Source organism: Pseudaquabacterium inlustre (genome assembly GCF_038066595.1).
GTDB lineage: Bacteria > Pseudomonadota > Gammaproteobacteria > Burkholderiales > Burkholderiaceae_C > Pseudaquabacterium > Pseudaquabacterium inlustre.
This window is the reverse complement of record NZ_JBBUTH010000011.1, coordinates 35,452-50,501: the sequence shown is the minus strand read 5'-3', so window position 1 is coordinate 50,501 and position 15,050 is coordinate 35,452. Positions and strand designations below refer to the sequence as shown.

Genomic DNA, 15,050 nt, shown 5'->3' with positions numbered 1-15,050 from the left:
CTTCAGCGTTTCTATCGACCAAGCGGTGATCATGGCTCGGCTGCTGTTGTTGATCGCGGTATTGCTGTTGGCGTTGGGCCTGTCGTGGTTGCTCGCAAGGCAGGTACAGCGGTTTGTTCGCTTTTTGAATCAGCGCTTTGCCTTGCTCGTTCTTTCCGTGGGGCGACATGGCGCAGTGGCAGGCCTGTGGCTCGCCATGCATTGCATTTTCTTGTTTCTTGGCAAGACGATGTTCTGCATTGCGTTTGCTTTCGCGGGCTACCTAGTCCTGGGCATCGTCGGGCGCGCTGCACGGGACCGATCGATCCGCCTGCATGAGGTGGTTGCCGCTCTGCGCGCGGGGTCTGGCGCAGCGCTCGTGGCAGCCGCCATGTGGTCGGGACTGCGCATCCTCTGGCTCCTTCAGGATCCGGCAGCCCCGCCGGCTGCCACCCAGTTGGCTTCGTGATCCGACTGACTGGCCACCTCCAGTTGCCGCAGCCTGGTTTGAGCCGGCAGGAATCCCCCACAATCAAGCCATGCCCGCCAATGTCGAGATCAAGGCCCGTATCCCCAGTGTCGACGCGTTGCTGCCCCTGGCCACGGCCCTGGGCGACGACGAGCACCCGCAGCTGATCCACCAGGACGACACCTTCTTCAGCGTGCCGCACGGCCGGCTGAAGCTGCGTGTCTTCGGGGACGGTTCGGGCGAGCTGATTGCCTACCAGCGGCCCGATGCCGAGGGGCCCAAGGTCTCGGACTACGAGATCTCGCCGGTTTCCGAGCCCGAGAGCCTGCGCGAGGTGCTGACGCGCTCTTGTGGCCTGCTGGGCCGGGTGCGCAAGCACCGGCTGCTGGTGCTGGTGGGGGCCACCCGCATCCACCTCGACCGGGTGGAAGGCCTGGGCGAGTTCCTCGAGATCGAGGTGGTGCTGCAGCCCGGCCAGAGCGAGGCCGACGGCCAGGCCGAGGCCCGCGCGCTGATGGCCAGCCTGGGCGTGGGCCCCGAGGCCCTGGTCAGCGGTGCCTACCTCGACCTGCTGCGCGCCACCGCCGCCGCCCCCTCCGCCGCATGAGTTCCCAGGCCACCGGCGCGCCGCTGCTGTCGGTGCGCGACCTGCGCGTCACGCTCAACACCCCGCGCGGCCCGGCCGAGGCGCTGCGCGGCCTGAACTTCGACCTCGACCGCGGCGACACCGTGGGCCTGATCGGTGAATCGGGCTGCGGCAAGAGCCTCACCGCGCTGGCGCTGATGGGCCTGCTGCCCGAAGGCGCACAGGTGCGCGGCTCGATGCAGCTGCACGGCCAGCAGTTGGTGGGCCTGCCCGAGGCCGACTGGTGCACGCTGCGCGGCAACCGCGTGGCCATGGTGTTCCAGGAGCCGATGACGGCGCTGAACCCGCTGCATCCCATCGGCCGGCAGATCGGCGAATCGCTGCGCCTGCACAAGGGTCTGACCGGCACCGCCGCGCGCGCCGAGGCGCTGCGCCTGCTGGAGCGGGTGCAGCTGCCCGACGCCGCCCGCCGGCTCGATGCCTACCCGCACCAGCTGTCGGGCGGCCAGCGCCAGCGCGTGGTGATCGCCATCGCGCTGGCCTGCGGACCGGATCTGCTGGTGGCCGACGAGCCCACCACCGCGCTCGACGTCACCATCCAGCGCGAGGTGCTCGACCTGATCGGCCAGCTGGTGGCTGAGGACGGCATGGCCCTGCTGCTGATCAGCCATGATCTGGGCGTGATGGCCGAGGCGGTGCAGCGCATGCTGGTGATGTATGGCGGGCAGGTGGTGGAAAGCGGCGCCACCGCCGAGGTGTTCGAGCGCCTGGCCCACCCCTACACGCGCGGCCTGTTCGCGGCGCGGCCGCGGCTGGGCCTGCGGGCTGCAAGCGCCGCCCTGAACGGCCGGCGCGGCCACCGCCTGGCCACCATCCCCGGCCGTGTGCCCGAGCTGGCCGACCTGCCCGCCGGCTGCGGCTTTGCCGAGCGCTGCGCGCTGGCGCAGGACGCCTGCCGCGCCGCGCCACCGCCGCTGGACGCCGTGTCGCCGGGCCACGCCGTGCGCTGTCTGCGCTGGCAGGAGGCCACGGCATGACCGCGCCACTGCTGGAGGTGAAGGACCTCGTCAAGCACTACACCCTGCCGCGCGAGCGCCTGCTGGCCGCGCCGCCGGTGGTGCAGGCGCTGCGCGGCGTCAGCTTCACGCTGCAGGCCGGGCGCAGCCTGGGCGTGGTGGGCGAATCGGGCTCGGGCAAGAGCACGCTGGCGCGCCAGGTGATGGCGCTGGAAGCCCCCAGCAGCGGCCAGGTGGTCTTCGACGGCCAGGACCTGAACGCGCTGGACGCCGCCGCGCTGCGCCGCGCGCGCGCCGGTTTCCAGATGGTGTTCCAGGACCCGTTCGGCTCGCTCGATCCGCGCCAGGCGGTGGGACGCATCGTGGCCGAGCCGCTGGTGGCCCAGGGCGGCACCGACCGCGCCGAGCAGCGCAGCCGTGCCCAGGCCATGCTGGACGCCGTGGGCCTGCGCGCCAGCGACGTGGACAAGTACCCGCACGAGTTCTCCGGCGGCCAACGCCAGCGCATCGCCATCGCCCGCGCGCTGGTCACGCACCCGAAGCTGATCGTCGCCGACGAGCCGGTCAGTGCGCTGGACGTCAGCGTGCAGGCCCAGGTGCTGAACCTGATGCAGGACCTGCAGGACCGCCTGGGCGTCACCTACCTGTTCATCAGCCACGACCTGGCGGTGGTGGATCTGGTGTGCGACGAGGTCATCGTGCTGTACCAGGGCCGCGCCGTCGAGCAGGGCAGCCCCGACCGGCTGTTCAGCGCCGCCGCCCACCCCTACACCCGCGCGCTGATGGCCGCCGTGCCGCGGCTGCAGCCGGGCCGGCGCCGTGTGCCGCTGGCGCCCGTGCCGCCCTTGCCACCTTTGCCGGCCGGTGCCACCGGCGCCGGCTGCGCCTTCGCGCCCCGCTGCCGCCACCGCCAGCCCGACTGCCTGAGCCGCCAGCCGCTGCTGCGCCCGGTGGGCGACGGCCTGGCGCACCAGGCCGCCTGCCACCAGGCCGAGGCGGTGCTGGCCGAGGCCGTAGCATCCGAATCCAGTTGATCCTCTCGCTGCCCCCTCGCTGACGCCCCGTCACCGACGATCCTTCAGGAGCCTGCACATGACCCTTCGCCGCCGCACCCTGGCCCAGGCCGCCGCCCTGCTGGCGCTGCCGCTGTCCGCCCACGAGGCCCTGGCCCAGCGTCGCAAGGACGCCGTGGTGCTGGGCATGGTGCTCGAGCCGCCCGGCCTCGACCCCACCACCGCCCCGGCCGCCGCCATCGGCGAGATCGTGCACTACAACATCCTCGAAGGCCTGACCAAGGTGGGCCCCAGCGGCAGCATCACGCCGCTGCTGGCGCAGGACTGGAGCAGCGACCCCGACGGCAAGGTCTACAGCTTCAAGCTGCGCAGCGGCATCAAGTTCCAGGACGGCACGCCGTTCGATTCGGCGGCGGTGAAGTTCAGCTTCGAGCGCGCCAAGGCCGAGGGCAGCACCAACAAGGCCAAGAAGGCGGTGTTCGACAACATCTCGTCGATCGCCACGCCCGACGCGCAGACGGTGATCCTGACGCTGAACAACGCCGATCCCAACCTGCCGTTCCGCCTGGGCGAGAACACGGCCGTGATCCTCAGCCCCAAGAGCGCCGCCACCACCGCCACCAACCCGGTGGGCACCGGCCCCTACAAGCTGGAGAACTGGCAGAAGGGCACGGCCGTCACGCTCACCGCCTGGGACGGCTACCGCGACCCCGGCGCGATCAAGATCAAGCGCGCCACCTTCCGCTTCATCAACGACAACGCCGCGCAGGTGGCCGCGCTGATGGCCGGCGACATCGACGGCATGCCGCGCTTCGGCGCGGTGGACGCGCTGGCGCAGTTCAAGGCCGACAAGCGCTTCACGGTGGAGGTGGGCACCACCGCCGGCAAGGGCCTGCTGGCGCTGAACAACAAGCGCAAGCCGCTGGACGACGTGCGCGTGCGCCGCGCCATCGCCCACGCCATCGACCGCCAGGCCTTCATCGACGGCGTGCTGCAGGGCCTGGGCAAGCCCATCGGCAGCCATGCCGCACCCACCGACGTGGGCTATGTCGACCTGACCGGCGCCTACCCGTACAGCGTGGACAAGGCCAAGGCGCTGCTGAAGGAAGCCGGCGTGACCACGCCGCTGAACCTGACGCTGACGCTGCCGCCGCCCAGCTACGCGCGCAAGGGCGGCGAGGTGATCGCCGCGATGCTGGCCAAGGTGGGCATCAACGCCAAGATCGAGAACGTGGAATGGGCGCAATGGCTCAGCGGCGCGTTCAAGGGCAACTTCGACCTGACGATCATCAACCACGTCGAGCCGCTCGATTACGTGCAGTACGCCAACCCCGACTACTACTGGGGCTACAAGAACAAGGCCTTCGACGAGCTGGTGAAAAAGCGCGCCGAGGCCCCGCGCGGCCGGCCGCAGAACCAGCTGTACGGCGACATCCAGCGCCTGCTGACGCACGACGCGGTGAACGCCTGGATCTTCAACCCCGCGCAAGTCACCGTCGCGCGCAAGGGCCTGAAGGGCCTGTGGCTGAACTCGCCGATCTTCGCCAACGACCTGTCGCTGCTGAGCTGGCAGTGAGCCCCCGGTCCACTTGATGGAGCGCGCCACATGAACGACCTGCACCCCGAACTGACCGCCGAGCTGAAGGCGCTGGAAGAGACGCTGATGGACCACAAGGTGCGGGCCAACCCCGACCGCGTGGCACCGCTGCTGGCCCCCGAGTTCGTCGAGTTCGGCGCCTCGGGCACGGTGCTCGACCGCGCCGCCGCGGTGGCCGTGCTGGCCGCCGAGGGCACGCCGCTGACCCGGCGCATGCGCCAGTTCCGCCTGCGCGCCCTGGGCCCCGACATGGCGCTGACCACCTGCCGCGTCACGCGCAGCGATGGCCGCGAGACGTTGCGCAGTTCGGTCTGGCAAAAGCGCGATGGCCGCTGGCTGATGGTGTTCCATCAAGGCACCGAGGCGGCAGGCGCCGACGAGGGAACCTCTTGATCGGCGGCGCTGCATGAGCGCGCTGCACACTCTCTCCGCCCAGCAACTGGCCGACGGCTACGCCAGCGGTGCCTTCTCGCCGCTGGAGGCCACCGAGGCCGTGCTGGCGCAGATCGGCCGGCGCGAGCCGCAGCTCAACGCGCTGTACGCCTTCGATCCCGAGGCCGCGCGGGCCCAGGCCCGCGCCAGCACCGCGCGCTGGCAGGCCGGGGCGCCGCTCAGCCCGCTGGACGGCGTGCCCGGCACGCTGAAGGAGAACATCGCCACCCGCGGCTGCGCCATGCCCTCGGGCTGCGCCGCCACGGAACTGAAGCCGCTGGACTGGGACGCCCCGCCCGCCGCGCGCTGGCAGGAAGCCGGCCTGGTGCTGCTGGGCAAGACCACCATGCCCGACTGGGGCATGCTGTCCTCGGGCCTGTCCAGTTTCCACAAGCTCGCGCGCAACCCCTGGGACACCCGCTTCAACCCCGGCGGCAGCAGCGCCGGTGCGGGCACGGCAGCCGCCGCCGGCTACGGCCCGCTGCACCTGGGCACCGACATCGGCGGCTCGGTGCGCCTGCCGGCCGGCTGGTGCGGCCTGGTGGGCCTGAAGCCCAGCAACGGCCGCCTGCCGATCAAGCCGCCCTATGCCGGCCGCGTGGCGGGGCCGATGACACGCACCGTGCGCGACTGCGCCTGGCTGATGCACTTGCTGGCCCGCCCCGACTGGCGCGACACCACGGCCCTGCCGCCGGCCGACATCGACTGGCTGGACCTGCATGACGACCGTGACCCGTCCGAGGTGCTGAAGGGCCTGCGCATCGGTTTGCAGCTGGACGCCGGCTGGGGCCTGGATGTCGAGCCCGAGACCCGCGCCGCCCTCACCGCCGCGGCCCATGCACTGGCCGCCGCCGGCGCCAGCGTGGTCGAGGTGCCGGCCTTCAGCACGCGCGAGATGATCGACGGGCTCGACCGCTTCTGGCGCACCCGCAGCTGGCTGGATTACAGCGCACTGCCGCCCGAGCGCCGCGCCAAGGTGCTGCCCTACATCGTGCGCTGGATCGAATCGGGCGCGGGCATGAGCGGCGCCGACGTGTTCCACGGCTACAGCCAGATCGCCGCCTTCCGCGAGGCCGCGGTGGCCGCCATCCAGGGCCTGGACTTCATCGTCTCGCCCACCAGCCCGGTGCCCAGCTTCCCGGCCGAATGGGCCAGCCCGATCAACGACCCGGCGCGGCCCTTCGAGCACATCGCCTTCACCGTGCCCTACAACATGAGCGAGCAGCCGGCCGTCAGCGTGAACTGGGGCTTCACCGCCGGTGGCTTGCCCCTCGGCGTGCAGATCGCCGGCCACCGCCACGACGACCTGGGCGTGCTGCGCCTGGCCGCGCAGCTGGAGCGCCTGCGCCCGCCCATGCCGGCCTGGCCGATGGCCTGAACCCGCCGCACACCCCGAGGCAGACAGATGGACTACATCCCCGGCATCGCCCACCCCGGCGACGAGACCCCCGAGGCCTGGTGCTTCGCCTTCGTGCAGCGCGACCTGCTGCTGCCCGACGAGGATGCGCTGGCGCCCACCGGCGGCTTTCTGCTGCGCGCACTGCAGGGCGCCGCGCAGGCCCGGCATTACCTGGGCCGGCTGGGCGGGCGTGACGCCTGGGTGCTGGCCCTGCCCGAGGCGCCGCCCGGCTGGCGTGCCACGCCGCTGCGCGCCGCGCTGGTGGCCCTGGGCGCCAACGAGCGCGCGCCGCTGGCCGCGCTGGCCGGTCGCGCCGCGCAGCTGCTGGAATGGGACCGCAGCCACCGCTTCTGCGGCGTGTGCGCTACGCCCACCGAGTTGCAACCGGGCGAGCGCGCGCGCCGCTGCCCGGCCTGCGGCCACACGGCCTACCCGCGCCTGAGCCCGGCCATGATGGCCCTGGTGTGGCGCCCGGGCGGGCTGCTGCTGGCGCGCGCCCCGCACTATCAGGGCAACATGTACAGCGCGCTGGCCGGCTTCGTCGAGGCCGGCGAATCGCTGGAAGACTGCCTGCACCGCGAGGTGGCCGAGGAGGTGGGCGTCACCGTCACCGACCTGCGCTACTTCGGCAGCCAGAGCTGGCCCTTCCCGCACAGCCTGATGGTGGCCTACACCGCCCGCTGGACGGGCGGCGACATCGTGCCGCAGGAAGGCGAGATCGCCGACGCGCGCTGGTTCCCGCTGGACGCGCTGCCCACCATCCCGCAGCCGCTGTCCATCGCCGGCCACCTGATCCGCGACACCGTGGCGCGCATGCGCGCCAGCGGCCAGCCGGGTTAGGCCCGCGACGGGCCCCGCACCTCCGGGGGGCCTGCGACGCTGCTCCAGCAAGGTCTCCGGCTTGACGGGCCGGCCGCTGCTGTGGTCTGCTCGGTGGCAAAACCAACAGTGCGGCACGGGGCCACCCGGTCGCGAGCGGAGGCCGCTGTCCCGGGCCGTGTCACCCACGTGATCGCCCGGGCCCGACGCCAGGGCCAGCGTCGGCAAGGAGAAGCGCCCGCATGAACGCCCGCCCGCAGCGCCAGGTGCCGTTGTCGCGCCAGCTGCTGCTGCGCGTGGTGGGTTTCAGCCTGCTGGTCACGCTGGCGGCCTCGCTGCTCAACGCCTGGCTCAGCTGGAACACCGAACAGCAGCGCCAGCAAGACCAGTTGCAGGCCGCGCTGGTGGCCTACAGCCCGGGCCTGGCCCGCGCGGTGTCGCAGCGCGACGACGAATCGCTGCGCCTGCAGATGTCGGGGCTGACCCACTTTCCAGCGGTGCTGACGGCCGAACTGGTGGGGCCGCAGCTGCACCACCGCTATGCCAAGCTGGGCGCCAACCTCGACCAGCCCGGCGAGGCCACCAGCCACCCGCTGCTGGCGGCCGACGGCCACCAGGTGGCGGCCTTCCTGCTGCTGCGCCTGGACCGCGAACTGCTGACGCGCCAGGTGTGGCGCGACGTCGCGGCCTTCGTCGCGGCCACCGCGGCCGAGCTGCTGCTGCTGAGCGCGCTGCTGTACGGGATCGTGCTGCGCACCGTGTCGCAGCCGCTCACCGAGCTGTCGCGGCATGTCAGCGGCCTGACCGCCGGACGCTTCGACCGCCTGGATGTGCCGGTGCCCCGGCCCGGCCGCGGCCCGCCGCACGAGGTGCATGCGCTGGCCGAGGGCATCGCCCGCCTGCAGGCCGCGCTGCGTGACCAGCTGGCCCACCGCGACGCCAACGCCCAGGCGCTGCAGCAGCGGCGCGACCAGCTCAATGCGCTGATCGCGCGCCAGACGCGCCAGCTCGACGAGGTGCTGCTGCACATGGCCGACGGCGCTGGCGTGGTCGACGCGCTGGGCACGATCACCGTGGCCAACCCGGCCTGGGGCCGCATCATGGGCCTGGCCGAGGGCGAGGCACTGGAAGGCTGGCCCGCCACGCGCTGGCTGGCGCGGCCGGGCTGGAACCACCTGCTGGCGCTGCTGCAGGGCCGCGAGGCGCAGGCCGTCACCACCATCGGCGTGCGCCGGGCCGATGGCCGCGAGGTGCCGGTGGAGGCCAGCTTCTCGGTGGTGGAGCGCGGCGCCGAGGGCCGGCCGCAGCGCATCCAGCTGGTGCTGCGCGACGTCAGCGTGCGCCTGGAGACCGAGCGCAACCTGATCGCCGCGCGCGAGGCCGCGCTGGCCGCCACGCGCGCCAAGAGCGAGTTCCTGGCCAACATGAGCCACGAGATCCGCACGCCCATGAACGCCATCCTGGGCATGCTGCACCTGTCGCTGCGCACGGCGCTGTCGCCGCAGCAGCGCGACTACCTGCACAAGATCCACGCCGCCGCACGATCGCTGCTGGCGCTGATCAACGACATCCTCGACTTCTCCAAGATCGAGGCCGGCAAGCTCGAGCTGGCGCAGGCCGAGTTCGCGGTGGACGACGTGCTGGAGCAGGTCACGTCGCTGGTGGCGCTGCAGGCCCAGGCCAAGGGCCTGGCCTTCCTGGTCGACACCGCGCCCGACGTGCCGCCGCGCCTGGTGGGCGATGCGCTGCGCCTGGCCCAGGTGCTCACCAACCTGTGCAACAACGCGGTCAAGTTCACCGACCGAGGCGAGGTGGTGGTGGCCACGCGCCTGGTGCGCCCGGGCCCCGCGCGCCCGGACGACACCCTGCCGCTGGACGACCGCGTGACGCTGCGCTTCGCCATCATCGACAGCGGCATCGGCATGTCGGCGGCGCAGACGGCCCAGCTGTTCCGCCCCTTCACGCAGGTGGATGCCTCCAGCAGCCGGCGCCACGGCGGCACCGGCCTGGGCCTGGCGATCAGCCGCCAGCTGGTGCAGCTGATGGGCGGCGACATCGCGGTGGACAGCGCCCCGGGCGAGGGCAGCGAGTTCAGCTTCACCGCGCGCTTTGCACCGGCGGCGGCCGACACCCTGCCCGATGCGCCGACGGCCCTGCCGCCACCGCCGCTGCCGGACGCCGGCCCGCCCGCCACCCCACGCCTGGTGCCGCAGGTGCTGGTGCTCGACAGCCGCGCACGCGCCGCGGCCGTGGTGTGCGCCACGGCCGACGCGCTGGGTTGCCGCAGCGCCCAGGCCGCCACGCTGGACGAGGCCTGCGCCCGGTTGCGCAGCGCCGCGGCCGACGCCCCGGTCGACCTGCTGCTGCTGGATGCAGGCAGCGGCGACGCCGCGCAGGCGGCCACGCTGGACGCCGCCTATGCCGCCGCGCGCCGCGTGCGCGGCCTGCCGCTGCGCCAGCCACCGCGCGTGGTGGTGCTGGTGCCTGCCGGCCAGGAGGCGCTGATCCCGCCGGCCGCGCGCGCGGCCTTCGACGGCGTGCTCAGCCGGCCGGTCACCGCCGCCACGCTGCTGGCGCTGCTGTGCGAGCAGTTCGCCGGCCGCGGCTTCGTGCCGCTGCGCCGCGGCACACGGCCGGTCAGTGCGCCGGTGCCGCTGCCACCCGGCAACCTGCGCCAGCTCGACGGCCTGCGCGTGCTGCTGGCCGAGGACAACCCGATCAACCGCGAGGTGGCCGTGGCCCTGCTGGCCGAGATGGGCGTGCGCCTGACCTGCGCCGACAACGGCCTGGAGGCGCTGCGCCGGCTCGACGAGCAGCCGGCCGACGCCCCGTTCGAGCTGGTGCTGATGGACGTGCAGATGCCCGGCATGGACGGGCTGGAGGCCACCCGCTGCATCCGCGCCCGCGCCGAATGGCGCAGCCTGCCGGTGATCGCCATCACCGCCCATGCCATGGCCCGCGACCGCGAGCAGTGCATGGCCGCCGGCATGAACGACTTCATCAGCAAGCCCTTCGACCCGGCCGACCTGTGCGCCACGCTGGCGCGCTGGGCGCCGCCGGGCCGCAGCACCGGCACGCCGACGGCCGTGTCCGCCGCCGCCACAGCGCCGACCGCAGCACCGAACGCAGCACCGAACGCAGCGCCTGCCGCGCTGCCCGGCGCCCTGCCGCGCCACGTGCCCGGCCTCACGCTCGCGGAAGGGCTGCGCCATTGCGACGGCAAGCCGGCGCTGTACCTGCGCATGCTGCAGCTGTTCGTGCGCAGCCGCGCCGACACGCGCGACACGCTGCAGCAGGGCCTGGCCGAGGGCGGCCATGCCGCGATGGCCAAGCTGGTGCACATGGTCAAGGGCGAAGCGGGCACGCTGGGCGCGCGCACGCTGTTCACCACCGCCGCGGCGCTGGAGGCCGAGCTGGCCGCCATGGCTGCCGGGCACAGCCCCGCCAGCACGCGCCCGACGGCCCTGCCGGCCTTCGAGGCCGCGCTGCACGAGGTGCTCGACGGCCTGGCCGAGGCCCTGAAGACCCCGGCCCCGCTGCCGGGCTGAGCGGCAGGCCGTCGCCGCCCCGTGGCGTTCCGCGCCGCCTGCGGCCGTTTCGTCGCGCCGCGCTGGCCGACCGCCCGGCCCGGGCCTAGATTGGCGGCATCGACACCCCCGCTGCCCGGAGCCTGCCATGCGCCTCTTCCGCCACCTGTTCAGTCCGGTCCGTGACCTGGCCCGCGCGGTGCTGCTGCCGTTCAAGGCGCTGTTCGTGGTGGGCCTGTGCTTCGCGATCAACGCCCTGACCTCGCCCGGCCACTGGTGGGTGAAGTGGGTGGCCCTGGGCATGGGCATCGCGGTGCTGGTGGCCTGGGCCAAGGCGCTGCGCACGCTGTTCGTCATCGGCCTGGTGGCCGCCGTGGGGCTGTGGGTGCACCGCCGCTACGGCGAGCAGGCGCGCCAGCAGTTCGACGACTGGGTGCGGCGCACGCAGCCGGGCCGCGCCGAGCTGCTGACCGTGCTGCAGAAGTGACGGCACCCGCCGGCGGCGCCCCGCGCCGCTAGGTCGGCTTGTGGCGCGCCGCGCGCTGCGACAGCGCGTTGGGAAAGTACAGCGCGGTCAGGCTCTTGCTGTGCACCGGGCTGAAGGCGGTGCCGCCGCCGCGCGTGGCGTCCACCGGGCCATGGCGGCGCCAGTCGCGCACCCAGAAGATGTCGTCGGCCACCTCCATCAGGCCCAGCGTCTCGCGGTCGCCCACCAGCACGCCCTGCACGCGCAGGCCCAGGCGCTCGCGCGCCTCATCCACGCGCGCCAGCGTGGCCGGCGTGCAGCCGAACTCGCCGTCGCTGACGATCAGCAGGTCGGCGCTGGACCAGCGCGCCTGGTGCACGCGCTCGATGGCGCGCTCGATCGGCGCCTGCACGTCGGTGCCGCCGTCGAAGCCCTGGCCCATCAGGTCGAGCAGCGCCGCCAGGCCGGCCGGCGTGTGGGCCAGCTCGCGCTCCAGCAGCTCGCCCGGGCCGCCGAAGGCGATCACCACGCAGCCGCGGCGCTCGGCGTGCGCGGTGCGCAAGGCCTGCAGCGCCACCGCCTTGGCGATGGCCTCGGGCGCGCCGTGCATCGAGCCCGAGGTGTCCAGGCACAGGATCAGCGGGCCGCGCTCCAGCGGCTCGGGCTGCGGCGGTGCCAGGTCGGCACGCGGGCGCTGGGACGGGTCGGGCCGCAGGTCGTGCAGCACGGCTTGGCTGTCGTAGCCCAGCAGCCGCGCCTCGGCAAAGCGCGCATGCCACAGCTTGTGCAGCACCGGATGGCGCAGCATCGCCGCCTCGGCCGGCAGCATCTGCGCGATGCGCCCGGTGTGGCGGATGCCGCGCAGCTCGCCTGGCGCATCGGGCAGCGTGGTGTGCACCACGCGCAGGCCCAGCAGGCGGCGCGCGCGCTCGCTGGGCGTGGGCGGTGGTGACGGCGGCGGCAGCAGCGGCTGGGTGGCGCGCTCGGCGCGGCCCAGGCGGCGGATCAGCGCGGCCAGCTCGGGCAGATGCTTGAGCGTCTCGGCAATGCGCAGCGCCTCCTGCCACTCGCGGCGCGCCAGCAGGCCGGTCATCTCGTCCCAGCGCAGGCGCGCCAGGTCGCCCAGGCCCTGCATCAGCGTCAGCAACTCCTCCCAGCCGGCGCGCTCGAGCGTCCAGGCCTCGGTGAAGTCGCGCGCCACGCTGGCGATGGCGTCGTCGCGGCTCAGGCGCGGTTGCAGGTCGGCGATGCGGTCCAGGTGCCACAGCAGCGTACGCAGTACCTGCTCGGCCAGCGGCTCGGCGCCTTGCGCCAGACCGGCCAGACCCAGTTCGCCCACCGCCTGGCGCAGTGGCGCCGTGGCCTGGGCATCGCCGAAGTCGGCCGCCACCGGCGGCATCTCGCCGGCCAGCAGCGCGGCGCGCCAGGTGGCCACGTCGGCCAGGCGCGCGGCGCTGTGGCCGGCGCTGGTGGTCAGCGTGGGCAGCCACAGCGTGCGGGGCAGCACGGCCAGGCGGTCGAACGGCGCCTCGCAGGGCGCAGCGGGGGTGCGGGGCGTGGCGGGACCGTCCGGGGCCGCCAGCGCCTCGGCCACCGCCGCGCGCTGCGACGGGTTCATGCCAGCGCCGGCGCCGGTGTCAGGTCCACCGGCTCGGGCGGGGTGGCCGGCAGGCCGGCGTCCTGCGGCTGGGCGGCGAAGCCCGCGCGCGTGGCGGCCAGCCGGGCGGCATAGCCGGCCAGCGCCTGCAGGTGGGCGCCGTGGCGGCCCAGCCAGCGCGCGGCCAGGCCCGGCGGCAGCCACAGCCGGCCGGCCAGGCGCGCGGCCAGGCCGTCGTGCGCGGCCTGCAGCTCGGCCTGCGCGGCCTGCACCTGGGCCTGCAGTTCGTCCACCTGGGCCACGCGCGCGGCCACGTGCACCGGACTCCAGCGCCGCGCCAGCCGGGCCTCCAGCGTGGCCGAGACGATGCGGTGCATGCCCTCGCCGCCGTCCTGCCCGCCCAGCGAGCGCGCCAGCGCCAGCTTGCCGGCGGCATCGTCCTCGCCCTCGGCGGGCATGCGCTGCTCCAGTTCCAGCTGCTTCTCGAAGGCCGTGACCGCATGGCCCAGCCAGGGCAGCGGGCCGTCCTGCGCATCGGCCGGCGGCGGCAGGCGCAGCAGGGCGTCGTCCACCCACTGCTGCAGGCGCGGCACGCTGTCGGCGTCATGCGCCACGGCATAGGGCGCCAGCCACAGGTCGATGGCGTCCAGCGTGTCGCGGCCCTCGGTGGCGGCGGCGCAGCGCATCAGGCCCAGCAGCTGGCGCCAGCGGCGGTCGGACACCGGCAGCGACAGCGCCGCGGCCTGCGTGCGCAGCGCAGCCAGTGCGGCCAGGGCCTCGTCGCCCAGCGTCACTCGGGCAGCGGCGGCGCGCACGGCCGCCCGCTCATCGGTGGTGATGGGTGGCGGTGGCGCGGCCTCGTCGGCGGGCGCGGCGTCCAGCTGCAGCAGCGCCGCGAAGCCCGCATCGCTGACCGGCGCCACCGGCACGCGCAGCAGGAAGCGGTCGTGGAAGGCCTGCAGCGATTCATCGGCCGGCGGCTCGTTGGACGCCCCGATCACGCTGACCAGCGGCACCGCCAGGCGCTGTGCGCCGTTGTCGAACTGGCGCTCGTTGAGCAGGGTCAGCAGCGCGTTCAGGATGGCCGAGTTGGCCTTGAACACCTCGTCGAGGAAGGCGATGCCGGCGGTGGGCAGGTAGCCGTCGACCAGGCGCTCGTAGCGGTCGGCCTCCAGCGCCTGCAGCGACAGCGGGCCGAACAGCTCCTCGGGCGTGGAAAAGCGCGTCAGCAGGCGCTCGAAGTAGCGCGCGCCGTCGAAGGCGCGGTGCAGGCGCCGCGCCAGCTCGCTCTTGGCCGTGCCGGGCGGGCCGATCAGCAGCACATGCTCGCCGGCCAGCGCCGCCAGCAGCGCCAGGCGCACGGCGGTTTCGCGTTCCAGCAGGCCCTGGTTCAGGCGGTCGAGGTGGGCGCGCAGGCGCGCGGGGTCGGGCAGCACGGTCATGGCGCGGATTTCACACCAGCGGCGGCACCAGGCCTTCGTCGGCGATCAAACGCTGCACGGCCGGGCGCGCCAGCATGCGCTGCAGCCAGGCCGCCAGCACCGGCCGCTCGCGCGCCGGCGCCGAGGCCGGCCCGCTGAAGCCGCGCGTCCAGCGGCACAACATGAAGGCATAGGCGTCGCACAGGCTGTACTGCCCGCCCAGCAGCCAGGGGCCGCCGTGGCGCTCGAACTCGGCCACCAGGATGTCGAGCTGCCGGCCCACCATGGCCTGGGCATGGGCCTTGACCTGCGCCGCGCCCTCGGTGTTGCCCTCGTCCACCAGGCGCTCGGGGTAGAAGTAGACGATCAGGTTGGCCTGCAGCGTGTTGGTCAGCCAGACCAGCCACTTGGTGGCCTGCGCGCGTTCGGCCGTGCCCGGCGGCGGCATCAGCGGCGGCGCCGAGTCGGGCGCGCCGGGCCGGTCGACCAGGTGCAGGCAGATCGCCGCGGCCTCAAACAGCACCAGCTCGCCATCGCGCAGCACCGGGATCAGGCCGTTGGGGTTCAGCGCCAGGTAGGCGGGCGCCTTGTGCGCCTGCACCGTGCGGTCGACCAGCACCTTGGTGAAAGGCAGGCCGAGCTCCAGCAGCACCAGGTGCGGCGCCAGGCTGGCATTGCTGGGGTAGTAGTGCAGTTCGAGCATCGCGGCGTCCGTCGGGTGCGGGGGGG

13 protein-coding genes are annotated in these 15,050 nt (G+C 73.7%); 10 read left to right on the top strand and 3 right to left on the bottom strand.

All coding sequences use genetic code 11. The annotated features are described in order from the left end of the window. Nucleotides 1–31: 31 nt before the first annotated feature. The 10 genes from AACH10_RS23065 to AACH10_RS23020 all read left to right on the top strand — a co-directional run bounded on the left by AACH10_RS23065 (nucleotide 32) and on the right by AACH10_RS23020 (nucleotide 11,324). On the top strand, nucleotides 32–448 hold the full coding sequence (locus tag AACH10_RS23065) for a hypothetical protein (RefSeq protein WP_341412900.1): 417 nt from the start codon (nucleotides 32–34) through the stop codon (nucleotides 446–448). A 70-nt stretch (nucleotides 449–518) separates the two neighbouring features. Further along, entirely contained in the window at nucleotides 519–1,055 is a 537-nt protein-coding gene (locus AACH10_RS23060; protein WP_341412899.1) for a class IV adenylate cyclase, read from the top strand. Beyond that, nucleotides 1,052–2,071: an ABC transporter ATP-binding protein gene (locus AACH10_RS23055; RefSeq protein ID WP_341412898.1), complete on the top strand. Its 1,020-nt coding sequence runs from the start codon at nucleotides 1,052–1,054 to the stop codon at nucleotides 2,069–2,071. The genes AACH10_RS23060 and AACH10_RS23055 overlap by 4 nt, the downstream gene beginning before the upstream one ends. Further along, nucleotides 2,068–3,084, top strand: coding sequence for an ABC transporter ATP-binding protein (locus AACH10_RS23050; protein WP_341412897.1), 1,017 nt, complete (start codon nucleotides 2,068–2,070; stop codon nucleotides 3,082–3,084). The genes AACH10_RS23055 and AACH10_RS23050 overlap by 4 nt, the downstream gene beginning before the upstream one ends. Nucleotides 3,085–3,142: 58 nt before the next feature. Next, the gene (locus AACH10_RS23045; RefSeq protein WP_341412896.1) at nucleotides 3,143–4,639 is read left to right on the top strand and encodes an ABC transporter substrate-binding protein; all 1,497 of its coding nucleotides are present in this window, start codon (nucleotides 3,143–3,145) and stop codon (nucleotides 4,637–4,639) included. Nucleotides 4,640–4,669: 30 nt separating this feature from the next. Further along, nucleotides 4,670–5,053, top strand: coding sequence for a nuclear transport factor 2 family protein (locus AACH10_RS23040; protein ID WP_341412895.1), 384 nt, complete (start codon nucleotides 4,670–4,672; stop codon nucleotides 5,051–5,053). A gap of 13 nt (nucleotides 5,054–5,066) precedes the next feature. After that, nucleotides 5,067–6,470 carry an amidase gene (locus AACH10_RS23035; RefSeq protein ID WP_341412894.1) on the top strand — a complete coding sequence of 468 codons (1,404 nt, stop codon included), beginning with the start codon at nucleotides 5,067–5,069 and terminating at the stop codon, nucleotides 6,468–6,470. A gap of 27 nt (nucleotides 6,471–6,497) precedes the next feature. Further along, nucleotides 6,498–7,331: an NAD(+) diphosphatase gene (nudC, locus tag AACH10_RS23030; protein ID WP_341412893.1), complete on the top strand. Its 834-nt coding sequence runs from the start codon at nucleotides 6,498–6,500 to the stop codon at nucleotides 7,329–7,331. A 221-nt stretch (nucleotides 7,332–7,552) separates the two neighbouring features. Then, complete coding sequence (locus AACH10_RS23025) at nucleotides 7,553–10,858, top strand: hybrid sensor histidine kinase/response regulator (protein ID WP_341412892.1); 3,306 nt, start codon at nucleotides 7,553–7,555, stop codon at nucleotides 10,856–10,858. Nucleotides 10,859–10,985: 127 nt separating this feature from the next. Further along, nucleotides 10,986–11,324, top strand: a complete 339-nt coding sequence (locus AACH10_RS23020) for a 2TM domain-containing protein (protein ID WP_341412891.1) — start codon at nucleotides 10,986–10,988, stop codon at nucleotides 11,322–11,324. A gap of 28 nt (nucleotides 11,325–11,352) precedes the next feature. Here the strand turns inward: AACH10_RS23020 and AACH10_RS23015 are convergent, their stop codons facing one another. From AACH10_RS23015 to AACH10_RS23005, 3 genes are read right to left on the bottom strand one after another with little or no spacing between them, the layout of a single operon-like run. Next, a complete protein-coding gene (locus tag AACH10_RS23015) occupies nucleotides 11,353–12,921 on the bottom strand; it encodes a VWA domain-containing protein (protein WP_341412890.1) in 1,569 nt (522 codons plus the stop codon). After that, on the bottom strand, nucleotides 12,918–14,342 hold the full coding sequence (locus AACH10_RS23010) for an AAA family ATPase (RefSeq protein ID WP_341412889.1): 1,425 nt from the start codon (nucleotides 14,340–14,342) through the stop codon (nucleotides 12,918–12,920). The genes AACH10_RS23015 and AACH10_RS23010 overlap by 4 nt, the downstream gene beginning before the upstream one ends. A gap of 10 nt (nucleotides 14,343–14,352) precedes the next feature. After that, nucleotides 14,353–15,024, bottom strand: coding sequence for a glutathione S-transferase family protein (locus AACH10_RS23005; RefSeq protein WP_341412888.1), 672 nt, complete (start codon nucleotides 15,022–15,024; stop codon nucleotides 14,353–14,355). Between the last annotated feature and the right edge of the window lie 26 nt (nucleotides 15,025–15,050).